Genomic DNA, 25633 nt, shown 5'->3' with positions numbered 1-25633 from the left:
CGTTCGGTGAGCACGTTCGTCAAGACGGAGTGGCGTACTCACCCGGAGGACACAATCCTGATCTCCCCGGCCCACTGCGCGCACAGGCCCGGATGGTGCGACCACATGACCGAGGACGACGTACAGCCGCCGCGCTGGGGGTGGATCCCGAATCCTCCGCCTGGGCTCTGGGAGCGGTTGAGCAGTGCTTCTCCGGCGGCCGCCACCGCGGGCAACCCCAGACGGCGGGCCGTGCGACGGTGCACCAACTGCGAGGCGAACCTCGCGCAGAGCTGACCACCGCTCTGTGCATCGCCCTGTTCTCGCTCCGGTAAGCGCGGCCTCACCCGTCAACGGCCGCGCCCGCCGGCGTCAGGATCAGTAGCTGATGACGAGCCGCACGGAGGGCCGGTCGATCACGGCTCCGCCGGCGAGGTGCTCGTCCGCTGTGTCCGCCGGGTAGACCGTGACCACAGGTTCGGCGGTCCGGGCCGGACTCCAGGCGCGGATCTGCGCGCAGATCCGCTCGGCGAGATCGGCGCCGGCTGGGCCAAAGCCGACGGCTCCCAGCCGGAACCGGGGCTCCGCCCCCGGGTCTTCGGCGGTCCGCTCCAAGGTGAGGTACGCGATGGAGTCCCCCTCGACGAGGGCGGGGCTCAGGGCAGGTGACGCGGGCCGGTGGAGGCCGGCCTCCACCGCAGCGGGCTTCGCGGTGATGCGGCAGGTCACTCGCTCGGTGGCGCTCAACCGCAGCCAGACGCCGTCGAACGACTCGACGGGGCCGACCGTCACATCGGTCCAGACGACCGACTTCGGTCGGGTGAGCGCGTCGCGAAGGAGTTCCGGGGCGACGGACTGGTCCTCGTCCCAGTAGAGCCTGACGAGCCGGTCGTCGTCGATGTAATCGTTCCGCTCTCCGTTCTGGCCGATCACCGGGAGGAAGCCGCACATCTTGACGGAATCGGACCGCATCCGCCCCTCCTCGCGTTGGAAGGCCACGGCCCTGGAGAGCCCGCGCCACCGCAGGGGGACCACGAGGCGTCCGCCTACGGCGAGCTGGTCCCACCAGGCGCCGGGGAGGTCCCACATGCCGACCGTGGCGATCATTCGGTCGTACGGGCTGAACTCCGGGGCGCCGAGGGCACCGTCCCTCGTGACCACGCGAACGCCGTCGTATCCGTTGGCGTCCAGCGTCCGGCGGGCGTAGGCGGTCACGTCGGGGGCGATGTCGCATGTGGTGACCTGGCCGGACTTCCCGGTGAGGTGCTTGAGCAGGGCGGCGTTGTAGCCGGTGCCGGCCCCGATCTCGAAGACGTTGTCGCCTTCGCGGACGGCGAGCTGGACCAGCATGAAGTGCACGACGTCGGGTTGGGAGGCGCAGCTCAGCGGGAGTGCGTCCTCGTCGGGGTTCTCCTTGATCGTCACGCTCTTGTTGGCGTACGCCTCCTCGAGGGGCGCGTCGGGGAGGAAGGCGTGGCGGGGTACGGTCCGCATGGCGGTCTCGACGCGTCCGTCGCGGAGGCCGGAGAGGTCCTCTTTCAGGATGGCGTCGACCAGGCGGTTGCGCAGGTCCTCGGGGGAGGCGCCAGTGGCGGTGTTCATCGCGTCCTTTCGGAAGGTGCCCGGCTGTGCTTGCGGCAGGGGCAGATCGTTCTCATTTGTTCTGGTGTGTGGATGCGGTTCGCGGCGTCACCCTGTCAGGAGCAGGCAGCGGTCCCAGGGGGCGGTGATCGCCGTGTTGACGGGGTCGGTGAGTCGGACCAGGTGGATACCTGCCGTGCCGTCCATCAGGCCGGCGCCGTCCGGCAGCCCGTGGTGGTCCAGGTGCTTGTTGAGGCGGACGTTCAGGCGACGTAGATGCGACGCGAGTTCGTCTTCGAGGGCGTCGGCGGCGGCACGGGAGACGGTCTGTATGAGCCCCGCCCAGCCGTGGCAGAGGGATGCGTCAGTGAGCTGGGCGAGCTGCTGGTCGTCGGCCAGACATCCGGCCAGGGCCTGCTCGGCTTGCCGTTGCCGGTCACGGTCGCCGAGGGCGAGGCCGGCGAGTTGCTGGGCGCGGGCGATGCCAGGGGTGCCATAACACCAGGACGGGCGTTTCGGTCCTGGACGCTGGAGTTCGCCGCGTCGGTGTTCGGCTCGGGTGATCAGGTCCGGCCACCAAGCGCGCGAGCCGGTGCCGTTGCGCCACCGGTCGAGCCAGTCGCAGATCCGGGTGATGGCTTGCGTCTGTCCAGGCACCGTGTGGGCGTGGCACAGTGACGTGGCCAGCAGCGCCAGCGGCCCGGCGATGCCGTGGGCGAGGCCGAAGTTGCCGTGTCCGCCGGGCCACCGCGGCGTCGGTCGCAGATCGGGGCTGTCTCCCGTCCACCAGCCGGGCAGACGTTGCGCTTCGATGGTGATCGGTTCCGTCAGCCGCACCAGGTAGGCGAGGACGTCCCGAAGCTCCGTCTTGTGGCCGCGGTGCAGGTGGTACACGCCCAGCCCGGTCAGTCCGCTGATGAGGTCGAACTCGCCCAGGGTAGGCAACGCGCCACGATCGATGCGGGCATGTGCCCGCTTGAGTCGTTGGCCTGTGACGTCGGCGAGGTGTGTGTCCAGGGTCGCCAGAGCGCGCGTGGCGGTGTTTGTGTGCGTGAAGCTGAGGACGTACGCGACGGCCGGAGCGCCCTCGTACAGACCGCATGCTTCGGCGGCGGCCTGGATAGGGCCCTTGAGCATGGCGGCGGCCCATGGCCGGAGTGCTTCCCTCTCGCCTTCGCCGGTGTGGGCCCTGACGGCGTGCAGCAGCGCGACTCCCGCCGCGCCGGAGTACAGCGACTGCCCCCAGCCGGGCCCGGTGGGTGTGGGCGGCGCGTCGTAGTTCATCAGCGGCTCTCCCCCGGCCAGGCAGCCCATGCGACGGCGGACTGACGGGCAAGGCGGCGGCAGATCCTCTCGTCCTCCCGGTCCAGGCCACGCAGGCGGTTGTGGTGCATGTGCAGCAAGGATTCCAGGACGGAGTCGAGGTCCATGCTCTCGGCGAGGTGCTCGCGATACAGCGCCAGGGCCACGGCGCGACGGTGCCACGCTTGGGCGAGCTCTTCGCCCCAGTTTCGGGCCCGAGGCGTGGTGTGGCGGACGAGTTGAATGGCCTGGCCGCTGACGCCTTGCTCGACGCGAGCCGGAGGCGCGGGCCGGTTCGCCAGCCACCGCATGCCCTCGTCGGGGCCGAGCAAGCCGCAGGCGATGTCCACCATGCCGACCGCGGCCAGCGCCCGTCCGTCGACGCCGTCGACTCCGGGACCCTGCAAGGCGGCGAGGGCGTAGGCCGAGTCGGCCGTGAACACCGCCTCGGCACAGCGCAAGGCGGCGGCTGGGCCGTAACGGCCGATCTCGGGAGTGTACGTGTCGAACACGAGCCTGCTGCTGAGCCCCCCGCGGCGCAGCCCGGTGGCCCATCCAGCGACGAGCTCAGCGCAGGCGGCGTACTGTCCGGGGCTGCGGGTGCGGATGCGCAGGCGCAGGTGGTCGAGGTCGTGCGGGGTCCGGTAGCGGACGAACCACCACTCGGGCGTACCTGGGAGTTGGGTCACGAGCCTCGCGAGGTGAGTGCCGAGCAGCTCATCGAGCTGATCGGGGTGGCTGTAGATCTTGGCGTTCAGCCAGGGTGCCTGCACCGCCCCCGGTACGGGCCCGAGGGTGCTGTTGGTGAGCACGGGGAGGAAGCCGGAGAGCGGGTCGGGTATCGGCCGGCGGGTGCTGGTCATCGGCAGGGCGATCTCGTGGACGTGGCCGCCGATCCAGCCGTAGGTCTCCTCGGCCGGCGCCTCCGTCAGCACGGCATGGCCTTCCCGGTCCAGGTGGGCACGCAGGACCGTGACGTGTGCGGGCACGTCGAGTTGGAGCCGACGTGTCCGATCGTCCTCCCGCAGCTCGACGGCACCGTCGCAGTGCCACCGCTTCCGCCACCGGCCGAGGGCGTCAGTCCACTCCCGCATGTCCGCGCCACGGCTTGGAAGGTCGTCGGCGGTCAGGTTCCAACGACTGGGAGAGAGGATCACACGCCCGTAGCGGACGCGCGGCAGGAACGGCAGCCGTGCGCCGTGCGGCCCCCAGTCGAAGCTGGTCCAGGCAGGGCCGAAGGAGCGGGTCAGGTGCGCCAGGAACCTGGCCAGGGGCGGAGGTTGCTTGTCCAGGGCCATGGCGTGGAAGACCTGCGGGTCCACCAGGCGACGGCGGGAGATGCTGACCAGGTACAGCCGGGTGTGCGTGGCCGTGACCGCGAGGTCGTCGACGTCGATGACCGTCGGCGCGGTGTCATCCGGGCTGCGGTGCTCGCCCAAGGGGATCACGTGTGGAAGATAAGCGGGGATGCGGGCGACGTTCTCTGTGTGCGGGTACAGCGGCGGGAAGGAGAGCTGCGCGGTCAGCGCGTTCTCGACGCCCGTGGGAACTTGGCGGTAGACCTCGTCGAGTCCCGTGCCGGTGGCCACCGGAGTGAACCGGGAGGTGAGCGTGCCCGCGGCGCGGGCCGGTGTCACCGTGAGCGTGAAGTCCCCGTCCTCCAGGGTGGACAGGCTGTCGGCGTGCAGGCGCGCGCACATCTCCACGTGGGGTGGTGCCTCCTGCCCGGTCGGCGCATCGCCGGCCAGGCGGTCGATCAGGTCGTCGGTGACGACGATCTCTCTGCTGCCGTCGGCCAGTGCCTGCCAGGCCAGGGCCAGCAGCCGCTCGTCGCGCTCGGAGACTGTCGGGGGCGGTGCGGTCATGCGGCTCCCGGGGTACTCCGCCGGGTAGCCGAGCCCGGACGCCGGGTCGACGACCTCCTTCACCGGCACGAGCGTGCCGGTGCCGTACCGTTCCCAGAACGCGACCTGGTACTCCTTCCACACGCCCTGGCCCGTCGGTCGGCGCGTGAGCCGCAGTAGAGCATCGGCAGCTCTCTCCATCTCCTGCGCGACGCTCTCGGGGATTTGTACCTCGGCGTCCAGCCTCAGGTCGACGGCCAAGGGGTTTCGGCCCGCGTCGGAGAGCCGCCGCAGTCGGCCCGTGAGTTCCTCCCAAGCCGGCCCTTGCGCGCTCGCCGGGCGCCGGTTGTGCTCGTGTACGGAGCGTTGCACCGCTTCCAGCTCGTGCAGAACCTGCGCGACCTGCGGCACCATGCCTGCGTCTGCGACTGCGCCGTGCAGCCGCTCGATCAGGTGGGACAGCGGATCGGTGTCGGTCATCGGCGCGCGCAAGCTGGTGATCAGGAACTTCTCGCGCACCAGCGCGCCGAGCAGTGTGCGGATGTTCTGCGGCTCGGTTCGGGGGAACGCCGCGGCCAACTGCTCGGCGAGGGCGGCGAAGCGGACCGGCCCGCCCGCGAGGCGCTCGATCACGCGTACCGCACTGGTGCGCCGGACGGTGGCCCCCATCGGTCCGCCGTGCGGGACATGCAGCCGCCCGCCGCGACGCGCCGCCAGGTTGTTGAGGACGACATCCAGGCGCTCCAGCAGGATCGGGCACGCCTCCAGGCGGACGATGACATCGTCCAGCCACTCGGTATCCACCCGCGCCACGGCCTGGTGTGTGTCGCCCCACCTCACGTGCGGCGTCGAACCCACGCTCGCTGCGGTGACTCCCGCGAAGAGACCGAACGGGGTTGGTCGCCCGGTGGCGCGCAACAGGTAGCGAACCGTGGCTATGGCGGCGCGCCGGACCTGCTTGGAGCGTGTCGGCTGGCCGGCGCAGATCGCGTCGACCCGAGAGGCGAGATCGCCGCTTGCCTGCCGGACGGCGTCGGCGAACCGCGCATCGGCCCACACCTGCCTCAGCCACCTGCCGCACACCTCCGTGTCGGACGGGTCAGGCCACCATGTCGGCAGACCCGTCAGCGGCATCGCGGCAGCCCGGAGCAGCGCCGCGCCTGTGTGCTGGTAGAGCTTTCCGTCGCTTCCCATCCCCATGCCTCCGCCGTCAGTGCTGTGAACGAGCGGGGTCGGGGGCGGCTGCGCCCCCGACCCCCTGCACGAGCCGCCGTCAGACGGCGCTGGCGCAGGACGAGGCGCAGGACGGCGCACACCCGTCGCCGGTGCCGCACGCCTTGGGGAGCAGGTCGGCGCCGATCTCCGTGACGATCGTCAGGTCGACGTCGAACGGGTCGGCGGACGCTCCGGGGGCGGCCGTCGCAGCGGACGCCCCGGTGGTGGCCGTTGTGATCGGGGTGAGCATGGTTGCGGTCATCGCACTTCCTCTTCTGTCGGAAGGATCCGAACGGTTCGTTGTGCCGCCCGGCCTGCGTATGGATTGCCGCAAGGGCCGGGTTTCTGCGTTCGCACCTTGGGTGCGGCCCCTCTCCGGTTGACCGGATTCCGTGGGGGATATGGATTCGGAGCATCCGGAGAGGGGGGTCGAGGACACGGGCCGGGGCTACCGGAACTGGCCCGCGTAGAGCGTGGTCAACGTTGTGCCGGTCACCAGGACGGGCAGGAACAGAACCTGGAAGGTGCCGAAGCCGAACCGACCGACGTACGTCGCCGGATGCCGCAGCACCCATCCGACCTGGCCGAGCAGCCGCGGGAGCGGCCGTTGCCGTATCCGGGCCATCACGCCGCCGACCTCCGTGCGACCGTGGCGCCTGGGGCATCGACGACCGCCCACGGGGTCGTGATCAGCGCTCCGGTCCGAGCCTGCCAGGCAGCGAGGTTCGACTTGTCCTCATCCAGATGCCCCAGCATCACGAGCAGAGGGGTGACGATCCCGGCCGCCTTCCCCTGCTCGACCGTGGCCAGAGCGGTGTGCCAGCCCTCGCACAGGGCGCGGCTTCCGAACGGTGCCGCCCGGTCGACGTACGTCTCGATCGCCTCCCAGCCGGCATCGGCCACGTAGCGCCGTGCGCTGGCCACGCTGTGGTCGGCGGCCCCACCGAGTGACGCGGGCAGACAGGCGTACAACACCAGGCGCGTGTCCGGGGGCACCTCGTGTGGTGCGGTCTGCCTCGCACTGCCGCTCATTCCGCGTTACCTCCAGCCAGGTGAGCCGAGACGCCAAGGGTCCGGCGCCTCGACGAAGAGCCTCGTCGGGGGCAGTCGGCGGCGGTACGCCGTCAGCACGCCGTTTGTCCGCCGTCCGGCGGCGCGCGAGGAGGCGGAGCCGCGGCGTACCGCCGCGCCTCACGCGTGGCGAGGCTGATCGGTCCAGTGCCAAGCGGAAACGAGAAGCGGCGATGGACGCGGTGGACGAAGAGCGCCTCTGCAGGCGGACGCCAGTACGGCGTCATTGGGTGAAGCTGGCCGATTGCACCGAGCCTTCGGGCCTCGCGCGCAGACACGTACGAGAGCTCCTCGAAGGACGTGCCGCGCCCGAGCGGGTCGACGACGCCGTTCTGATCGCCTCGGAGCTCGTGGGAAACGCGCTCAGACACACAGCCGGCGGACCGGACTACATGTGTGTGGAGGTCTACCGAGACGTGGCGGTACTGCGCATCCATGACGCGGGACGGGATGTCTCCAGAGTCCGGGCACGCTCCGCGGAGGAGTCGGTGAACGAGTTGACGGGCAGTGGTCTCGGACTGCTGCTCGTCGGGGAGTTGGCCTCCGCGTGGTCCGTCCGGCCGACCGCGATCGGCAAGGAAGTGGTCGTAATTCTCGCCCTGGACGCCAGCGGGCTACACGAGCGTGACGTTCCTCCGTACATCCCAGCGGTACGTCCGCCCCTCACGGCGGAGCTTCACCAACTGGACGGCGGACACGGAGAGTTCGACGGCGGGGAGAGCGCGGAGGCTTGAGACCGCCTCCACGACTGGGGCCGCGGGGCGTCGGCGGTTGTTGTACGCGAGGCTCAGGTGCGGCCGGAATGCGGACGTCGGCTTCTTCGGGGGCAGACCGACGCTGCTCCCTGCCTTGGCCAGCGCGTGGTGCAGCCGGAGCAGGGGTTCCCAGGGGCCGAGGGACAGGCGGACGGCGCCTCGGGATCCGGCCAGCGGCATGGCGCGTACGGAGAACGCGGAGGGCAGCAGCGCCTCGGCGTCCTGCGCCAGGCTGTCCAGCTGGCCGGGGGTGACGACGCCGGGCGTTCCGACTCGGGCGAGGGTGATGTGCAGTCCGTCCGTCGGCACCGGGTCGAGGCCGAGGAGGGCCAGCTCCTCCTGGCAGTGCCCGGCGAGAGTTGCGAGCCGCTGATCATCCGGGAAGGTCAGCATCCAGTAGTACGCCCGGCTGCCGTCCGACCAGCCGGGGCGTGCCCAGTGGTCGGTCATCTCGTCGAGTGCGCTGAACGCCGCCCAGTCGTGGGCCGCGGTGACCGCCGGATCATGCGTGTCGGCAGGGGGCTCGGCGGGGAACGCGGCGGGATCGGCGCTGAGCAGGGGCACCCGTCGGACTCCTTCGGCTTCACACTGCCCCGGAGCACGACGACACCGACGGCGTCTACGACGCGGATGACGCCATGGCCAGGGCCGCTGGCTGCGAGCTCCAGGTCCGGAACTCCTCGCCATAATCGCGTACCGCCGAGTGATCACGCCACGGGCCGGCCTGCTCATGCAGGTCACGGGAGCGTTGGTAGACGGAGCTGATCGGCGAGTCCCCGCAAAACCGCAGGGCCTCACGGCCCAGCGCCATCGCGTGGGCGATGTCGGGCGTGCGCTGCTGCAGCAGCGCGGTGGCGACGTCGAGGCGCACGAGAGAGCGGCTCCAAGAGGAGACCGAGTGCTCCACCAGATCGTCGAGGTGCTCGGCGTCGTGCAGTACCTGCGCCGTGTTGCGCAGCGCCACGTGTGACGTGACGGCGTTGGCCAGCGTCCGGGCCCGTCCGTACGGCTCGAAGGAGATGCAGGAGGTCAGCCCGACGGGTACCTCATGGAGGTCGGAGAGGCGGAGTGCCTGTCCGACGGCCTGCTCAACGGCACGCCGGTCGCCGGTCTTGCCGAGGGCCCGGGCCCTGCCGTTGGCGAGCAAGCGGATGGACTGGGCGTGGCGCGGAGCTCGCTCGACGGCCGCGGCCGCGCAGGCGTCCGCATCGTCGTACCGGCCAGCGTAGTAGAGGCCGAAGGAGAGGGTCCCACACGCCCAGAGGTCGGTATCCAGGTCACCGATCTCACGGCTGAGATCCCGCGCTTCGGTGCAGTACGCCTCCGAGAGCGCGAAGTCGCCCGTGTTCACCGCCATGTAGCCGAGCAGGCCGGAGGCGCGGGCAGCGACGCGGAAGAGCTCCCGGCGTGCGCGTGGAGGCTGGCGGCCGTCGAGGAGGGTGTGGGCGAGCTGCCGTACCTGGCGGGCCTGGGGGCGGAGGAGGTACGGCCCGTCCTGTTCGTATCGGCTGGCGATGCCCTCCAGGGAGGAGTCGAGGAAGGCGAGCGTCGCGTCGTCGGCGTTGCTGGCCGTGAGCTGCCGGGTCCGGGTGACGATGTCCAGTGGGTTCTCGTCGTCCTCACGTGGCGGAGGCGCACTCGTCGCCTGCTGGCCCGTGCTCGACCCCTCGTCGCGGTCGTGCACGGAGTCGCCGTTGTACGCCGTGGAGAACAGCTCGGACACGGGTCTGCCCAGCATGTGCTCCAGAACTCGGCAGGCGTCAGGTCGGGGCAGAGTCAGCAACTCTCCGCCGTACCAGCGGTCGAACTGGCGTGGAGAAACCTGGAGGGAGGCCAGGCGGGGGTCTCGGTCGAGCTCTGCCAGCCGGGCGGCGGCCCGCACATACTGGGCGGCGAAAGCCTCGTGCGTCGTCAGGTGCAGTTGCTGGAGCAGCTGCCGGAGCAGCGTTGTCCGTGGCATGGCCCACCCTCCTGGTGCGGCGTGCAGGACCGACGCGAAGGCGCGTGCCGGTAGCGAGGTCGTGGCCTGCGCGCCCATCGGTCGGCTGCGGCGTACGCCCGTACGAACGAGCGCCGTGACTTCTGACAGCATGCCGATGCAACCGTCAACTAGGCAATATGTCTGGTGAAGTTGACCCGTATGGGTTGTAGAGATGTCACCGGTACGGAGAGACTTCCGGCATGGCCTTGAAGAGAAGCCTGGTCCCGCAGTCGGTGTACCGGCGACAGCTCGCGGCACGGCTGAAGGAACTACGTGACGCGACCGGGCTCACCCTCACCGAGGTCGCCGACCAACTGGAGGTCAACCAGGGGTCGCTGAGCCGGATCGAGAACGGCGAGCGCGGTACAACACCGGTCCTCGTCCGGGCACTACTGGACCTGTACGGCGTCGACGACGAGCACCGGCGGGCCGACGTGCTCGACCTCGTACGGGCGGACAAGGAGCAGCAAAAGCCCTGGTGGCGCAAGTACTCGACGGTGCTCACCCCGACCCGCTACGACGGCTACCTTGCGCTGGAGGCCGGCGCGACGCATCTCGCCAGCTACCAGCCGATGCTCGTGCCGGGGCTGCTCCAGAGCGAGGACTACGCGCGTGCCGTGATCTCCCAGATGAGGAAGGACCTGTCCGCGCCGCAGGTCGAGTCCCTGGTCAGGGTCCGCATGGAGCGGCAGAACAGCCGCTTGGGTGGTGAGACCCCAGCCAGGTTCTGGGCAATCCTCGACGAAGCCGTGCTGCGGAGGACGGTCGGCTCCGTCGAAGTGATGCGCGACCAGATGCGGAAGTTGGTGGAGGCGAGCGAGCAGCCGAACGTCACGGTACAGCTGCTGCCGTTCTCGCTCGGCGCGCATCCCGGGCTGTACGGCCCGTTCGTCATCCTGACCTTCCCGCACCCGACGCCGGACCTGGTGTGGCTTGAGAATCCCAAGAACTCCGTGTATCTGGAGTCCCCTGAGGACGTGGCCAACTACACGGACATCTTCGATCAGTTGAAAGACAGCGCCCTCGACCCGTCGGAGACTCGCACCCACATCGCACGCATCAGCAAGGAGCTCGAAGAGTGAGCACGCCCAGCATGGCCGCCACGCACGACGTCACGGCAGCTCCACACGACGTCGATCTCACACACGCGCGGTGGCGGAAGAGCTCATACAGCGGGGGGGCGAACGACTGCGTGGAAGTCGCGGAGCTGGGCGAACACGCCGCAGTGCGAGACTCCAAGGACATCGACCGTCGTCCGTTGCTGTTCTCGAAGTCGGCGATGGGCGCGCTGGTTAGCGGGATCGCCAACGGGTCAATCAGCGAGCGATGACAAGACCAGCGGAACGCCACATCCCGCACTCTCAGGTACGGCCTCGACCCCGCCATGTCCCCAGCCCGCCACGACCTCTACAGCCGACTCCTGACCGCTTCCACACCGACCCTGACCTGCGCACTGCCTTCGACGAGACGGCCGACGGCCTCGGACTTCGGGTGCTGACCGCCGATCGCTCAGCGGGCCTCGTGCTGATCGCCGAACCCACCTAGCCCCTGGCGGTGACGGACACCAGCCACTGGCTCCGCATCCGCGGAACAGCTGATCGGCTGGTGTACGGGCTGGCTCTCGGCGGAGCGACAGCTTGGTGCTATCCGACCCCTCGTGCGGTGCGCGAGCCAGGTACTCGGCGCGTCACCGCCCTGGATGTCGACCGTCTCGTACGCGAACACGCGGCGGCTATCGAGGCAGAAGAGATCACGCTCGACGGCGGGCTCGGCGAGGCATGGCGTGAGTACGCCACCAACCGCAAACAGGTCGCTCTGACATCGAGTGGCCGCCTCAAACGGGACTGCACGGTGCGGATGTGTGAGGACGTGCTGCTGATGCTCGCGGCCTTCGGACTGGTCATGGTCGACAGGACGATTCCGCCTCCGCGCGCTGAGCTGAAGGTGTGGCGGTCCACGGACCGCTTCCGCGCCCACGTCGCGAGCGCCGGAGGCCCTCCGATCACTACAGGTCACGACCCCAGCACACAACCACCATGCCCCAGCTCACGACCACCACCCCCTGGGGCGGTGCGGGATGCCTCAAATGCCCTTCACGGCCAGCGCGCCGCCGATAGCATGAGTGCCTGGTTGCCCTGGGGGAAGGCGTGCCTTGTCCGGAAGAGGAGTGCTGCTCGTCGAGTACGCAGCTTTCGATGACGGTTTGCTCGTCTTCGGGGTGCGAAAGGACTGGGACCGCCCGGAGATGGTGGCGCTGACCGTTGACGAAGCCGAGTTGACGTTGTTCATCGACGCGAATTTCTCTTCGCATCACACCGTGCGAGCCATGTTCGACTACGGCATGGAAGACCAGTGGCATGCCTATGACTTCCTGATCCAGCCGCTGAGTCGCTGGGCCCAGCCGGATGACATCATCTGCCTCATTCCGCACGGCCGGTTGCACTACCTCCCGCTACACGCACTGCGCATCGACGGCGCCTACCTGATCGAGCGCAATCCCGTGGTCTACAGCCCGAGTGCCTCGGTACTGCATCACTGCCGGTCACGCCGTCGGCCGTCCGGCCCCGCCCGGTCCGGTTGGGGCGCGGCGGTGTTCGCCGATTCCCGGTGCAATCTTCCGCAGGCCCGGGTGGAAGCGGCGCGCATCGGCGAACTGCTGGGGAGCGAACCGCTTCTCGGCGATCGGGTCACCCGGGAGAACCTGATACGCGAGGTGACCGGCGCGGACATCATCCACATCGCCGGTCACGCCGAATTCCACCGGGCGAACGCACTGGAGTCCGGCATCCAGCTGGCCGGGACCGATGTGATGACGGCAGCCGACGTATTCGGCCTGGACGCAATCGACACCGACCTGGTGACGTTGAGCGCTTGCGAAACCGGAGTCAGCGAGAATCACCCCGGCGACGAACTCATCGGCCTGACCCGAGCCTTTCTTTATGCTCGGGCGTCATCCGTCTTGGTCAGTTTATGGGCAGTAGCCGATGAATCCACCGCTTTCCTCATGGAAAGGTTCTACACCCATCTGCTCGGACGACCGGACGGACTCAAGGCCGATGCGCTGCGCCAGGCGATTTTGGACACCAAGGACCGGGCGGGCTGGGAATCATTCTTTTACTGGGCTCCGTTCGTCCTGATCGGCGACTGGCGGTGACGGGTGGCGGGGTGACCGGCAACAACGGAAGGCACGTGGGGGAAGACCGATGCAGGGTGATGCGACATTCCAGCCTCTGTTCGACACGGCGCTGGAGATCGACGACGCGGGTTTGCTGGCGCTGCAACGTGGCGGTGAGACGGTGATCGACGACCGGGATCTGGCTCTGTTCCAGCATCGCAACCGCATCGCCCTGGCGCACGGTCCGGTGTCGCCACTGGGCGCACTCCCGGACGATCTCGGCGCAGACCACTTCGACATCCCACTGTTGTGCGTGGTCCATCCGAGCCAGGGCTGCCACTTCCGCTCAACCCGGCTCATCGTGGATCTGAAAGCCACCCCGGGGGCGCTCGTACGCGACATGGCGCCGCGGGACGTACGCGGTGAGTCCCCGGTCGAGCTGACCACCACAGTCTCGACGGGCATGACGTTCGAGGTCATCGCCGGAGCCGGAGGCGAGGCCCGGCGGGAGCGGACTGCCACCCGCACTGTCTACCACCCGCAGATCCTTGCCTCCGGACGGGGATTCGCCCGCGCCTTCTGGGACTTCCGCTCCACTCCCGGCGAACACCTGCACAGCGAACGCGAGTTGCGGCTGCTGGTGAGCGCGCCGCCCGGCGCGCAGCTCCTAGTCAGGTTCAACCTGCTCGCCCAGGTCGCGCTGGAAGGTAGCGGCCGAATCATCCCGCTGCTGCGCAAGCGCCACGAAATAGACCAGACCCATCGGCTCGCGTAAAGGCCGCTGGTGAAAGGACCGAGATGCACCGGATCTGGCACTACATTGTCCTGCTCGCAGGGCTGGCGCTCATCGCCGTCCTCGGCGGCGCCGGCGCCGCGATCGTGGCGGCAGCAGCGGTGGCCGTGAGCGCGGCTGCGCACGGCCTCAGCCGCATGGTGCTGGCGGCGGACATGCGGCGGAGCCGTTCCGGCGCCACCGGCTCGATCCTCGCCCTGACCGTGATCCGACTCCTGGCGCTGGCAGCCGGCGCGGTCCTTCTACTGCTGCGCTCCGGCTGGGCGCCCGCGCTGGTCTACGTCGTCGCGGTACTGGCGTCCATCGCCCTGAAGGAGGACGAGTTCGGCCGCGCACGCCGTGAGGCGATCACGGTACGGACCGAACTGTGCGCCCTGATCGACGCTGGTAGCGCCGGCCGCGTCACCCAAGATCAGCTCACCACCCGCGCGGCCCGGCTGCTGAGGACCGATCTGCCGCACCATGCCTACGGGATCAAGTCCGTGTCGGCCGCGCTGATCAGTTCCGACGGGCTGTCCCCGGCGAAGCATCGCAAGTTGCTGGAACTGCTGGAACGCCACCTGACCGAAGCCGAGGAGTTCCGCGGCCTGCCGTCCCACCTCCACCAGGAGGTACGCGCCGGACTCGGACGCTCCTAGTGGCGCGCCGGATCCACGCCGCCGGGCAGTGGCTTCGGGACCGGCAGGCCGAAGGCGTTGTTCGAGTGATCGCCCGGTCGCCGGACCGCGCCGCCAGTCTGGACCGCTTGGCGGACCGGATCGACGACCGGGTGATCGGCGCACTGCTGAACGAGAGCTACCGGGCCGAAATCCAGCAGGACTGGGACGAGGCGGCAGGGTGGGCCGATCTCGCCAGCCAGGCGAGCCTACTCGGGGGCACCAGCCGGGGCCGGGCCGAAGCACTTACGTGGCAGGGCCGGCTGCTGCTGGACACCTTCGACCGAACCACCGCTCCGGGCCCGGGTAGCACAGGCAGCCCTGGTGGCGCCCTTCCTGACAGTGCGGCCGAGGCGGTCGGTGCCGCCCTGGAGATCTACCGCCGGATCGGGCCCCCGGAGGACCTGCTGACCGCCCAGCAGTTGACGGTGCGGATCCACCGGGCACGGGGCGCGGGAATGGCCGCGCTGGACGGACAGCTGCGATGCGTGCGCATAGCGGCCGACATCACCGATGAGACCCGCGCCACGGCGGTAACCGGCCAGCTCGCCACCATGTACTGGTCCCTCGCCGAGGATGATCTGCGGGCGGGAGCCGAACTCCTGCTGACCGGCGCCGACGACGCACTCGCGCAGGCCCGCGACCGGCGAACATCGGCGGATCTGCTGGACGCCATGGGGCACGCCCACCAGCAATTGGGCGCCGTGGAGCCCGCTTTCACCGCGTGGTCCGCCGCCGCCGGCCTCTACCGCGAGTGCGGCCCGCAGAGCGACGAGTTCCTGGTCCTGAGCAGGATGTTCGACTACGCGGTCGAACAGGAGCAGGTGGACCGCGCGAGGGAATACGGTGAAGCGTCGTTCCGGGCCGTGCCGACCGATATCAAGCCGGAACTACTTGCCGACCGGCTCCACCGGCTCGCATGCATCCATGTGTACCTTGACCGGACAGACGAGGCGATCAACATCCTGGGCAGAGCCGTCGAAGCCAGCCGCGACGTCCCGCACTCGTACGCGTCGACGCTGTTCCTCCTGGACAAGGCGCTACTGGAGGTACAACTCGGACGGCTCGGCGACGGCCGCCGCAACCTGGAGCAGGTCGCGGCGACCGGTCTGGAGTACCTGGCGTGGGTGGCGGACGCGCACCTCACCGATCTCCTCATGAACAGCGGCGACTTGGGCGCCGCAGCAGCACACGCCGACGCGGCTCTCCAACTGACCATAACGAGTATCGGCGCCATGGCCTGCCGTGCCCACTCCCTGCACCGCTCGGGGCTGGTGCACATGAGGGCCGGCGACGCCGAGACGGCCTACCGCCGCTTCAGCCAGCTCATGCCGATCCTGGCCAGGAATCCGGAGCCGACCGCGCTCAGGGGAAGCCGGCTGCAGGATCATCCCGTGATCCCGCCACCACGCGCGCAGTCCGCGTGGTGGGCCCATCTCGCCTGCGAGGCAACCGGACGCAAGGAGGAAGCGGCGGTCTATCTCCGCCTGCATCTGGAGCTGATCAGCCGCGCGGTGGAAAATCCGCAACTGCCCGGCGCGGAAGAACTCTGGGACACAGCCGAATATCAGGAAGCAGCCGCTCAGGTCAGAGAATTCAGCACCGGCATGTCCCTCTATCGCAGCGACCCGGGAGCGGCCTTGGCCTGTTTCGGTCGTGCCGTGGAAAGCACCGTTCTGTCGGACCAGCCCTGGCTCGTCGCGCAGGCCCACCAGCTGTCCGCATCGTGCCATGTCCGCCTCGGGGACGACCGGGCCGCGGCGGCCTCGTTCGGCCGCGCGCTGGAGACCATGCCTCCCGGAACTGAGTTCGAGATCGAATGGCCCAGCCGGGCCGGGCTGGCCGGAATCGCCCTGCGCGAGAAGCGCTTCGAGGTGGCATACAAGCAGCTCATCCGGTGTGTTCGGATCACCGAGGAATCCCGGTCCTCGCTGACCGGAGTCAATGAGCGTGCCGACTTCCTGTCAGCGATGCTGCCGTTCTACGACATGCTCGTGATGACGTGCGTACGCCTGGACAGACCCGAAGAGGCGCTCGATGCGGTACAGCAGATTAAGTCCCGCACCCTGCTGGACCTACTGTCCGTACCAACGCACCGGCCCATCGATCCCACCCTCGGGAAGCGACTCGCCGATCTCAAGCGGGATCAGGAGGACTGGCTGAGCGAATACGGCGGCGAACCTGTTGACCGTCGCGTCGATGTCGACTACCTCCAGTCCCGCGAATACCAGAAACTGGACAACATCGTCAGCCGGCAGAAGGAAAGAGCGAAAGTCGAGCAGGACGTGAAGGACCGCGGCCTGTTCCAGAAGCTCGAAGCGCAGGGAGCCCCGGTTAGCTTTGCGGCCATCAGAAGCATGCTCGACCTCTGAGCCGTCGTAGGCTGTGGAGCCAGGCGCGCCGTACTCGGCCAGGTCGGGGAACGTATCCGGGCGAGGGCGTGACGAGGCCCACCGTGGCCTTGGGGACAGCGAAGGTGCAAGCCGTCGCCCGGTCGGTCTCGGTGCCGCACACTCCGCCGCTTGGCGTTCGCAGTGGCCTTCGTCCGGCCCAAGGGACAGGACTTTGAGACGAACTCCCGTTTGGCTGTCTGGTCGCACCGGACCTGGCGGTGTCACGGAGCTCAGTTCCTCGTCTTCCTGGCCAGGGTCGAGCCTCCGAACACGGGCTGGCTGACCCCTGCCCATCGCCTGCACCGTCAGATCCCAACAAGCAGGACCTGACGGGCACCTGGAACACCCTGGCGACAATCCCGCTCAGGAGCACCTCGGGATGAGCGGGCAGATCGCAGTCGCAAGTGCAGTGGCGGAACGCCGGCCACCCGGCGATGTCAGGAGTCGGCGGGCTCGACAGGTTCCTGTTTCTTCAGCCCGTTCCGCAGCTTCTTCGCAGCAGGTTTCACCTTGTTGTTCCAGAAAGGCTTGACGTGAGGAGCGATGAGGAGAGCGCCCACGACGACGCCTCCGATCACCAGCCCCGTCCACCGGGGCTGAGGGGTTTCCCCACCGTCGTCGCCGTGGTCCGTGAAGGGCTCGTACCCGAAGACGTCTTCCTCTCTGGTGGAAGAGTCTTCTGCTACGGGACGACCTACAGGGGCGGCTGCCATGTCGGCCCTCAGTGCCGCTGCCGTGCCGTCGTTCCAGGTGCGGGTCTCCCAGTACGGGTTGTACTGCGCGTACCCGCCGGTGCCGCGCGAGTGGTATTGCTCCTCGCCGTACTGCTGCCCCTTATCCGTCAGCCCGTAAGCACCGGGGCTCCCGTCCAGGTAGCCATGTTCCTTGAGGAGTTCATTCATCTGACGGGCCGAAAGGCCGAACTCCTGGCCCAGCACCCGCGCCGACTTTCCCATGGATCAGCGCCCCCCTGTCTCCACTCAGCAGCCGCCCGCCCCAAGGCGTTCATGGTAGCCGTGTGGCACTCGGCGATGTCAGTTTCGCCAGGTCCACTCGGGCAAGGTCAGCGGATTCGCCGCAGTGGCCCGCTTCGGCAGGACTCCGTGGGCTGGGGCGTCTACGTCGGCAGGTGTAGCACCCGGTCGTCGTCCGTCACTTCGTACACGTCGATGCGCAGCAGCCTGCGGACGTGCGCGGGGACGCGTTCGACGGCCTTGACGGACGAGGAAGGCACGATGAGGGCGTACCGGCTGTCCGGAACTTCGTTCGTCATCCGGCGCAGCAGCTGTCCGTAGGCGATGTCGGCGTCGGTGCCCGGCTCGCTGGTTCGCCCCTTGGCCTCGCAGATCAGCCGCTCCCTGCCGCGAACCGCCTCGATGTCGGTCCAGCGGTCGGTGGGGGTGACCGGGGTCCAGCCCTGGGCCAGCAACCACGTGCGGAAGGCGTCAGCGACCCGGTCCTCGTCACTCTCACGTGCCAGGATCGCTCGCAGCGCCACGAGATCCGCTTCCCGGTCGCGGCGCAGACGCCCACGGCCGTCCCCGTCGAGATCCGCGGGACGGATTACCACCAGGCGCAGGCCGTGAGCGGGGATCTCGGCGTCACGCCGGGCGTCGTAGAGGGCTCGTTGCTCGCCCCGGTGGACGCCGCTGACGGTGAGCCGATCGGGCTTGTCGAAGTGTGGCACCGGCTGGTCGTGCTGCAACTCCCGGTACTCGATCACGAGCTGATGGCCCGGCCAGTAAGCATCGACGGGCAGTTTCGCTCGCCGCCCACCCGTCCCCGGATCTCCCAGCAGCCAGTCAAACTTGTGCTGCGTCAGGGCCAGTTCACCAAGTACCTGACTGCACAGATCAACGACGTATGCCTCGTCACTGCCGTCTCTGTTGCCCATGGCCGGGCATCATGCCACCCGCCATCGACATCAGAGAGGAGAGAGCCCCAAGTTTTCTATGCAGCAGGCCCCTTACTGTGCCGGGACCGGCGGCGCCGGAACACCTTCATCATGATCTTCACCGACAAGGAAGTTGCTTCACTCCGACCGGAGCCGACGGTCCCTCTACGCCGGCACGGCTACGCATTCACATCGTGCCGCTTGAGATCGGCAGGTACAGGCAGCGGCTCGGAGAGCGCCGTCACGCCCATGCTGGCTAGGAGTTGTCTTCAAATGTCACGCCCACATCAGGAGCGATGCGAGGGTGACGGCTGCTTGGTAGGACTCGGCGGTCTTGTCGTAGCGGGTCGCGATACCGCGCCATTGCTTCAGGCGGTTGAAGCACCGTTCCACCACGTTGCGCCGCTTGTAGAGCTGCTTGTCGAAGGCTGGCGGGCGCCCGCCCCGGCTGCCGCGCCGGAGCCGGTTGCGGACCTGGTCGGCCCGCTCCGGGATGGTGTGGCCGATGCCTCGCCGTCGCAGCCAGGTGCGGATGGCCCGGGAGCTGTAACCCTTGTCGCCCAGGACGTGGGCGGGCCGCACGACTCCCACTCGGCATCAGACAGTTCATGGCGACGTATCACCCGACCATGATCCACCACTCAAGATCATTTGAAGACACGACCTAGCACATTGATCCGGGGCTCGGGGGCTCGGGCCGGTGGCCCCGGTCGAGCGCGGCGTAGCTCCCTTACTCACCGCAGCCTCCCGCGGCCACGCCCTGGCTTCTCTGCCCATCCCTCCCCGGCCGCCGGCCGGGCCGATACAAACCCGTCTTGACCAGGCAGAACAGCTGCACCTCTGGTTGCAGTTTTGGTTGCATTCACCCCCGTCCGGAGGCGTCCGCCGACTGTCCAGCGAACCGCTCCACCGCAGGTCAGAACGCCCCCGACCCACCCCGAACCCCCAGACGAACATTTGGAAAGCGTGTTGGGGGCAACCCCTCACGAGTTCGAATCTCGTATCCTCCGCCAGTGCCTCACCGGGCACGATGTCGAAGGGCCCGCTGCTTGCAGCGGGCCCTTCGACGTTTCCTGTCTCAGCTTCCGTCTCAGTTCGCCTCTGAATCGGTTTCCGGGAGTTCTCAGAGAGCGTCGCCGACTTGCCGCCGACCGGCGAGGCGAAAGACGTACCCCTTGCCCCTCCCAGTCGGCACCGGCCGCGCGATCCGCTCCCGCTCGTGACCGAACCGGCTATGTGACGCACGCCTACGGAACCTTGCGGTAGACCTCGCGACGGTTGCCGACGACCAGGATCCACACGGTGAGCTCCGGTCGGGCCTCGCGCGCCGCAGTCGAGGCAGGCTACAAGCGCCGGCGTCCGCTGGGAGGAACCTGCCCTGATGCGGCACCCGCCGACCATGAGGTACGCCATTCTGGAAACCCGGCGCCGAGCCTCCCGCCCCACTGCGACTCCCCGGTCCGACGAGGTGCACCCCCATGAAGTCCCGATCAACGCTGGCGACACGCATCCACGGCGTCATGAGCCCCGTGCCCGAATGAGGGAAAGATGGTATCGATAGGGATAGTATCTATGACGATACTATCCCTATCGGGAGTCTTGCCATGCGTCGTTTCATCGGGCGGGATCGCGAGCTGAACGTGCTCGGCACCGCCTTGCGGGCGGTCCACGATGCCGTCGGGTCGGCGAAACCGGGGCAATGCGTCCTCATGCGGGGAAGACGGCGGGTCGGCAAGTCCAGCCTCGTCGAGGAGTTCCTCCGGCGTACCGAGACGCCGTACCTCTTCTTCACCGCTGCGGGCGGCACGGCGGAGGACGAACTGACGGAGCTGCTCGACGCCGTCGCCAGATCCAACCTGCCGGAGCGGGAACTGTTCTCCGAGGAGACCCCGGCGCAGTGGAACGCGGCCTTGAGGCTGCTCGCGGAGATGCTTCCCGACGACAGCCCGAGCGTGGTGGTCATCGACGAGGTTCCGTATCTCATGGACCGAATCGACGCCTTCGAGGGCATGCTCCAGCGGGCATGGGACCGGCTACTCAGCCGAAAGCCGGTACTTCTCCTCCTCGTCGGGTCCGATCTGTCGATGATGGAGGCGCTGAACAGCTACGACCGTCCCTTTCACCAGCGGGGGCGGGAAATGATCGTCGGGCCCCTGAACCCCGCCGACATCGGCGAGATGCTCGCCCTGTCTCCGGCGGCCGCGTTCGACGCCGCGCTGGTCACGGGGGGTCTCCCCCTGATCTGCGCGGAGTGGCAGGCCGGGGCCGACGTCTGGGAGTTCCTCCGCGAATCGCTGGACAACCCCATCTCGGCCCTGCTGGTCTCCGCCGAACGCTCACTGGCCGCGGAGTTTCCGCCACAGGCGATGAGCAGGGAGGTACTGCGGGCCATCGGATCCGGAGAGCGGACCTTCACCAACATCGCGCGCGCGGCCGGCGGCATCGCCCACACCACGCTCACCCGAGCCACAGACGTGCTGACCGAGAAACGGGTCGTGGCCGCCGAACTTCCCCTCTCCCTGAGGCCGTCGAAGGAACGCCGCTACCGGGTGGCAGACCCCTACCTGCGGTTCTGGCTCGCGTTTCTGGATCCGCACATGGCGGAGATCGAACGGATGCGGGGGGATCTCACACTGAGCCGCATCCAGGAGCAGTGGACGAGTTGGCGGGGCCGCGCTGTCGAGCCCCTGGTGCGGGAATCCCTCGCCCGTCTCCTGCCGGACGGGCTCCTGCCTGACACCCCGGCGATCGGCGGGTACTGGACCCGCAGCAACGACGTCGAAATCGACTTGGTGGGCGCCGACCGGCAACCGGTGGCCAAGCAGTTGCTCTTCCTCGGCTCGGTCAAGTGGCTGGAGAACTCTGCGTTCGACAGCCACGACCTGGCCGCACTGCAGAAGCACCGGGCAGCGATCACCGACCAGCCGGTACCGCTCGTCGCGGTCTCCCGCAACGGGGTCGGTTGTTCCGGCCTCCAGGCCGTGTACGGTCCCCAAGAACTGCTCGGCGCCTGGCTCAGGACGTGAGCGGGAACTGAACCCCGGTGGTTGCAGTTCTGGTTGCGTTCGCTGCCGTTCAGCACCGTCCACCACCTGCCCTCAGCGCCGCTCCGCCGCAGGTCAGAACGCCCCCGTCCCTCCCCGAACCCCCAGACGAACGTCGAGCGGGGAGCCGAGGGCCTCGTCCTCCGGGTCGTGGCGGGTGCCGCAGCGGCAGGGGGTCCGTCGGTGCGGCGGTTGTGGACCGGGCCGAAGCCGGGGGCGGTGAAGGTGGCGAAGGCGCGGCGGCTCGGCTGTCGTAGTCGGCGGGGAAGTTGCGTCGCCGCCCTGAGCTGCCAGCAGGCATTGCGCCCTGAGCGGCTTTGACACCGAACGCGGTCATGCCCCCGCATCCGTCGATGCCTCGTTCACCCATCGCGGGCTGAACTGCGGCGACTCCGGTTCTCGGCGGAGCCGCGCGGATTCGTCCATGGTCGCGGGACGACGTCGCGGTCAGGGCATGACCATCCGGACCTTGCTGCCGCACAGCCGGGTCATGTCATCGACATCCGACGTGAGGATGGCGACCGGGCCAGGCTGACGCAAGGCCGCTTCGGCGACGGTGGCGTCGATCGCGTACTTGTGTCCGTGCAGACCGGCGCCCTTGAGCAGTTGTGCCGCCGCCTTGGCCGCCGCCTCGGTGACCGGCTCCACCTTGACCCGGGAGAGCGCCCATTGCAGTCGGGGCAGGTTCACCCTGGCGTGACTCACCTCCACGATGGTGTTGGCGCTGACGACAAGGTCCGCTCCCATGTCGTGGAACACCTGGAACATCGCCAGAACCTTCCGGTCCTGCGCCACCCAGGCCGACAACCCGTCGCTGTCCAGGACGACGGTCTCGATGTGCCCGCTCACGCGGCGCTCGCGCCGCCGGCGGCCTGCGTGGTGCCGAAGATCCGCGCCCGCGCCTCGGCCAGCTCTTCCTCGCTGAAGGCCCCGTGTTCGTCTGTGTGGCCGCGCAGGTCGGCCCCCAGAAGCTGGTGCCGGATCTGCCTGGCGACCGCTTCGGCCACGTAGCCGGAGATGTTGTCCGTGATCTTCTTCAGCTCGGCCACCTGCTCGGTGGGGAGTGTCACCGTGATGCGTGTGGTGTCAGCCATACCAGTAAGCATACTGCGGTATGCGCGCCACGTCCTTGCTGTTTCCGGCAGTCGGTCCGGTCAGCGACAGCCGGGGCGCGGTCTCAGAGCCTGGCGCAACCGCCTCACCCTCACCCACCACGGCATCCAGTTGCGTCGGGGCCCCGACGCCCGCCGGTACCCCTACCGCCAGGACGACGACGGCGAATGGTGGCCCGCGGCACCACCCGACGGTGACCCGGTCACCGCGCTCACCGCGGCCCGGTCGCAGAACGGGGAGCAAGGGGGCGATTCCGCGCCGGCCAGAAGGTTCGCGGTGGGGCCCTTCTTCGTCGTCCGCCTCAGTTTCCGTCCCGGTTCGTCCCTGAGTCGATTTCCGGGATCCCTCCAAAAACCGTTCGAGGAGCCGGCTCGCTCCCTGTCGGCCGTCGAACACGGAACGCCACGCGATCTCCGGGTTCCGCTACCGGCACGTGAGGTGCAAGCTGGAAGGGAGACCGCCTCGCGATCCTGGAAGTGGGCTCGGGACATGCGGTCTCGCCACTCCGAGTGGGCCCCACGGGCCCGGCAGGAGGGATGCGAGATGACGGAGCAGGTCACCACCGGTACGCGTTGGCGCCTTGCCGGTGACTGGTTCGACGTGTGCAAGTGCGCCATACCGTGCCCCTGCACGTTCGCACAGGCCCCGACCTACGGCGACTGCGAAGGCGTGCTGGTCTGGCACATCCGGGAAGGCAGCTTCGGCGACGTGCGGCTCGACGGTCTCAACGTCCTGATGCTCGGCTCCTTCGTCGGCAATCCCTGGGCCGGCACGCACACCGACCCGTACGCCGCGGTCTTCCTCGACGAACGTGCCGACGACCGGCAACGCGGTGCGCTGGGAGCGATCTTCGGCGGTGAGGCGGGCGGCTGGCCGGCGCAGTTCGGGGAGATGTTCCACCCCGAGATGCGCGGTATGGACGTCGCCCCCATCCACGTGGAGATCGACGAGGACCTTGCCGCCTGGCGAGCCGAGATTCCCGGCCGGGTCACGGCTGCCGCCGAGGCGCTCACCGGCCCGACGACTCCGGACGGCGCGCGTGTCCAGGTCCACAACGCCCCGGGCGCCGAGGTCGGCCCCGGCCAGGTCGCGACCTGGGGACGGGCCACCACCGACCACGCCGACGCGTTCGGCTTCTCCTGGGAACGCTCGGGGAAGTCGAGCAAGCACTTCGGGTTCGACTGGAGCGGTCCCGACTGACGAAGAGCCGTCGCGTGCTTGTGGCGTTCCGGCCGGGCAGGTTCCCCGTCGACGATCATCGTCGGCTTCGGCGCTCCGGCCTCCGCCTCCGCCTCGGCCCGGGGCGGAGGCGGAGGCGGAGCACGGTGCTCTCGATCTGCGGATCTTCCCCGAGCTGCAGATCCTCACCGGGCCGCCGCGACCGGCGACTCAGGGAGACGAGGACGTCACATGCCGTCCATCGACGGCGTCGCCTCCTGCAGCCCGGGCAGCAGCCAGTCCTGGAACGGTGCGAGCACGGCGAGGACGAGAAACGCGATGCCCACGACCCGCCCGAGCAGCGCACCATGGGACCACAGCTTCTCCACGAAGATCACCACCGCCAGCAGGGCCATCGCCGCCACGTTCATCACGCCGAGCGGGATCAGGACGACCATCAGTCCCGCGCAGCAGCCGACACAGTAGGCGCCGTGATGGCAGCCGACCCGAAGATCGCGCGCCGGCTGCCCGAATCCCGCGTAGCGCACGAGGTGAGCCATGGGGTCGCGGCAGTGCCGCAGACAGACGTGCTTGAGGGGGCCGAGCTGATACAGGCCCGCAAGCAGGAAGGCGACCGCGCCGATCCAGCGTCCCGCGGTCGGATGGTCGTCCACCAGGCCGCCGGTGAAGGCCAGGGCCGCGTAGGCGAGCAGTCCGAAAACGGTCCACACCAGCAGATACCCGCAGGCGAACTGGACGGTACGCGCGGTCCGCGTCCAGCCGGAGGACTGCCGGCCGATCCCACGCGCCCACGTGATGGCCACCGGCGCCATGGACGGCAGCATCATGGCCGCCATCATCGTCACCCACAGCAGCAGGAACAGCGGCAGCGCCATCCCCATCGTGCCGGCCTCGACCCCCATGTCCCGCGCCTGCGCGATCGTGAGCGCCCAGGCGGGCACCGCGATCATGACCACCAGGAGCCAGGCGACCGCGAGATCCCGCGCCGGCAACAGGCCACCGCCCGCTCCGGTCGGCGCGGGCGACCGGGCGGGTACGAAGACGGAACTCCGGAAATGGCGCATCGGCGTGTACTCCTGCGGATAATTCCAGGACAGCACGCATCCCTCTGTGCCGCGACCCGCTCGCCCGGGGTCGGCCTCGCCCCGCGGGGACGAGGGCGGGAGGATGGCCGGCATGCGCATCCGCATCGACGCCGTCGACCTGCCCGGACTCACCCGCCCCGCCTCCGCCGACGGCAGAACGCCCGCCTACCGCAACATCCACGTCGCCGTGCAGCGCCGGGACCGTCCGGCCGAACTCCTCGACCCGCAGCCCGCCGACGCGTCGTCCGCGACCTGGACCCTGGAGTGCACCACGAGCGCCACGCCGGCCGGCACCGAGGTCGCCGGGCCGTACGTGCAGCACCGGCTGGGCCGGAGGTTCGTCTACCTGTCGTGGGGGACGGTCGACGAGGCGGGCGTCTTCACCATGTTCCGCCGCGCCAAGCTCATGCTCGACGTCGTCCCCGCCGACGTACTCGCCGCCGCGGCACGCGAAGGGCTGCTGGTCGGACGGCTCGGCCTGACCGACGCGCAGGGCGGTCCCCTGTGCGCACGAGTCGAGCCCCCGCACATCACCTGGACCGCCGCACCCGACGTCCGGGCCGCCTCCTAGGGCGTGTTTCGAAAGTAGCGTCGTCTGCCCGAAGGGCAGGCCGGGCGGCGTCTGGTGCGTGC

Annotated in this window: 23 protein-coding genes and 1 pseudogene; 10 read left to right on the top strand and 14 right to left on the bottom strand. The window is 69.0% G+C overall.

Annotation, left to right across the window (positions count from 1 at the left end; translation table 11 throughout):
* Positions 1-357: 357 nt before the first annotated feature.
* From fxlM to C6376_RS45125, 6 genes are all read right to left on the bottom strand, one after another.
* On the bottom strand, positions 358-1581 hold the full coding sequence (fxlM, locus tag C6376_RS10510; protein WP_107443180.1) for a methyltransferase, FxLD system: 1224 nt from the start codon (positions 1579-1581) through the stop codon (positions 358-360).
* 87 nt (positions 1582-1668) lie between these two features.
* Positions 1669-2844, bottom strand: a complete 1176-nt coding sequence (locus C6376_RS10505; RefSeq protein ID WP_254075900.1) for a lanthionine synthetase C family protein — start codon at positions 2842-2844, stop codon at positions 1669-1671.
* Entirely contained in the window at positions 2844-5900 is a 3057-nt protein-coding gene (locus C6376_RS10500; RefSeq protein ID WP_107443178.1) for a lantibiotic dehydratase, read from the bottom strand. The genes C6376_RS10505 and C6376_RS10500 overlap by 1 nt, the downstream gene beginning before the upstream one ends.
* A gap of 79 nt (positions 5901-5979) precedes the next feature.
* Positions 5980-6183, bottom strand: a complete 204-nt coding sequence (locus tag C6376_RS10495; RefSeq protein ID WP_107443177.1) for an FxLD family lanthipeptide — start codon at positions 6181-6183, stop codon at positions 5980-5982.
* A gap of 186 nt (positions 6184-6369) precedes the next feature.
* Positions 6370-6546, bottom strand: coding sequence for a hypothetical protein (locus tag C6376_RS44410; RefSeq protein ID WP_173985618.1), 177 nt, complete (start codon positions 6544-6546; stop codon positions 6370-6372).
* On the bottom strand, positions 6546-6953 hold the full coding sequence (locus C6376_RS45125; RefSeq protein ID WP_254075899.1) for a hypothetical protein: 408 nt from the start codon (positions 6951-6953) through the stop codon (positions 6546-6548). The genes C6376_RS44410 and C6376_RS45125 overlap by 1 nt, the downstream gene beginning before the upstream one ends.
* 212 nt (positions 6954-7165) lie before the next feature.
* On the opposite strand from C6376_RS45125, the gene C6376_RS45120 reads away from it, so the two are divergent.
* Positions 7166-7726, top strand: a complete 561-nt coding sequence (locus C6376_RS45120; RefSeq protein ID WP_254075898.1) for an ATP-binding protein — start codon at positions 7166-7168, stop codon at positions 7724-7726.
* On the opposite strand, the gene C6376_RS10480 is transcribed toward C6376_RS45120, so the two are convergent.
* Positions 7607-8311, bottom strand: coding sequence for a 2'-5' RNA ligase family protein (locus C6376_RS10480; RefSeq protein ID WP_107443176.1), 705 nt, complete (start codon positions 8309-8311; stop codon positions 7607-7609). The two genes, C6376_RS45120 and C6376_RS10480, sit on opposite strands and share 120 nt — an antisense overlap.
* A 55-nt stretch (positions 8312-8366) precedes the next feature.
* Entirely contained in the window at positions 8367-9707 is a 1341-nt protein-coding gene (locus C6376_RS10475) for a hypothetical protein (RefSeq protein WP_107443175.1), read from the bottom strand.
* Between the two features lie 221 nt (positions 9708-9928).
* Between C6376_RS10475 and C6376_RS10470 the strand changes: the two genes are divergently transcribed.
* The 6 genes from C6376_RS10470 to C6376_RS10445 all read left to right on the top strand — a co-directional run bounded on the left by C6376_RS10470 (position 9929) and on the right by C6376_RS10445 (position 16664).
* The gene (locus C6376_RS10470; protein WP_107443174.1) at positions 9929-10810 is read left to right on the top strand and encodes a Scr1 family TA system antitoxin-like transcriptional regulator; all 882 of its coding nucleotides are present in this window, start codon (positions 9929-9931) and stop codon (positions 10808-10810) included.
* Positions 10807-11058 carry a DUF397 domain-containing protein gene (locus C6376_RS10465; RefSeq protein WP_254075897.1) on the top strand — a complete coding sequence of 84 codons (252 nt, stop codon included), beginning with the start codon at positions 10807-10809 and terminating at the stop codon, positions 11056-11058. Before C6376_RS10470 ends, C6376_RS10465 begins: the two co-directional genes overlap by 4 nt.
* A gap of 837 nt (positions 11059-11895) precedes the next feature.
* Positions 11896-12882 carry a CHAT domain-containing protein gene (locus tag C6376_RS10460; RefSeq protein WP_107443173.1) on the top strand — a complete coding sequence of 329 codons (987 nt, stop codon included), beginning with the start codon at positions 11896-11898 and terminating at the stop codon, positions 12880-12882.
* Positions 12883-12931: 49 nt separating this feature from the next.
* Positions 12932-13618: a hypothetical protein gene (locus tag C6376_RS10455; protein WP_107443172.1), complete on the top strand. Its 687-nt coding sequence runs from the start codon at positions 12932-12934 to the stop codon at positions 13616-13618.
* A 23-nt stretch (positions 13619-13641) separates the two neighbouring features.
* Positions 13642-14274 (top strand): hypothetical protein, encoded by a 633-nt coding sequence (locus tag C6376_RS10450; protein WP_107443171.1) that lies wholly within the window; start codon positions 13642-13644, stop codon positions 14272-14274.
* Positions 14274-16664: a hypothetical protein gene (locus C6376_RS10445; protein ID WP_107443170.1), complete on the top strand. Its 2391-nt coding sequence runs from the start codon at positions 14274-14276 to the stop codon at positions 16662-16664. Before C6376_RS10450 ends, C6376_RS10445 begins: the two co-directional genes overlap by 1 nt.
* Before the next feature lie 458 nt (positions 16665-17122).
* Here C6376_RS10445 and C6376_RS10440 read toward each other — a convergent pair whose 3' ends face one another.
* The 3 genes and pseudogenes from C6376_RS10440 to C6376_RS10430 form a co-directional block, all read right to left on the bottom strand.
* Positions 17123-17623, bottom strand: a complete 501-nt coding sequence (locus C6376_RS10440) for a hypothetical protein (RefSeq protein WP_159083193.1) — start codon at positions 17621-17623, stop codon at positions 17123-17125.
* Between the two features lie 179 nt (positions 17624-17802).
* Complete coding sequence (locus tag C6376_RS10435; RefSeq protein ID WP_107443168.1) at positions 17803-18579, bottom strand: hypothetical protein; 777 nt, start codon at positions 18577-18579, stop codon at positions 17803-17805.
* Between the two features lie 276 nt (positions 18580-18855).
* A pseudogene (locus tag C6376_RS10430) lies at positions 18856-19146 on the bottom strand (transposase); the annotation flags it as partial.
* 1037 nt (positions 19147-20183) lie between these two features.
* Between C6376_RS10430 and C6376_RS10425 the strand changes: the two are divergent.
* Positions 20184-21605 carry an ATP-binding protein gene (locus C6376_RS10425; protein ID WP_107443167.1) on the top strand — a complete coding sequence of 474 codons (1422 nt, stop codon included), beginning with the start codon at positions 20184-20186 and terminating at the stop codon, positions 21603-21605.
* 465 nt (positions 21606-22070) lie between these two features.
* Here the strand turns inward: C6376_RS10425 and C6376_RS10415 are convergent, their stop codons facing one another.
* On the bottom strand, positions 22071-22472 hold the full coding sequence (locus C6376_RS10415) for a DNA-binding protein (protein ID WP_107443166.1): 402 nt from the start codon (positions 22470-22472) through the stop codon (positions 22071-22073).
* Positions 22469-22717, bottom strand: a complete 249-nt coding sequence (locus tag C6376_RS10410; protein WP_107443165.1) for a hypothetical protein — start codon at positions 22715-22717, stop codon at positions 22469-22471. Before C6376_RS10410 ends, C6376_RS10415 begins: the two co-directional genes overlap by 4 nt.
* Positions 22718-23279: 562 nt before the next feature.
* Here C6376_RS10410 and C6376_RS10405 point away from each other — a divergent pair.
* Complete coding sequence (locus C6376_RS10405; RefSeq protein WP_107443164.1) at positions 23280-23936, top strand: DUF1326 domain-containing protein; 657 nt, start codon at positions 23280-23282, stop codon at positions 23934-23936.
* Between the two features lie 206 nt (positions 23937-24142).
* On the opposite strand, the gene C6376_RS10400 is transcribed toward C6376_RS10405, so the two are convergent.
* Positions 24143-24979, bottom strand: coding sequence for a DUF2182 domain-containing protein (locus C6376_RS10400; protein WP_107443163.1), 837 nt, complete (start codon positions 24977-24979; stop codon positions 24143-24145).
* Positions 24980-25091: 112 nt separating this feature from the next.
* Here C6376_RS10400 and C6376_RS10395 point away from each other — a divergent pair, with 112 nt between their 5' ends.
* Entirely contained in the window at positions 25092-25571 is a 480-nt protein-coding gene (locus C6376_RS10395) for a DUF5990 family protein (RefSeq protein WP_107448882.1), read from the top strand.
* The last annotated feature ends 62 nt before the right edge of the window (positions 25572-25633 follow it).

Source organism: Streptomyces sp. P3 (assembly GCF_003032475.1).
Classification (GTDB): domain Bacteria; phylum Actinomycetota; class Actinomycetes; order Streptomycetales; family Streptomycetaceae; genus Streptomyces.
Note: the sequence above shows the minus strand (reverse complement) of the source record. Positions and strands in the feature narration are given on the sequence as shown.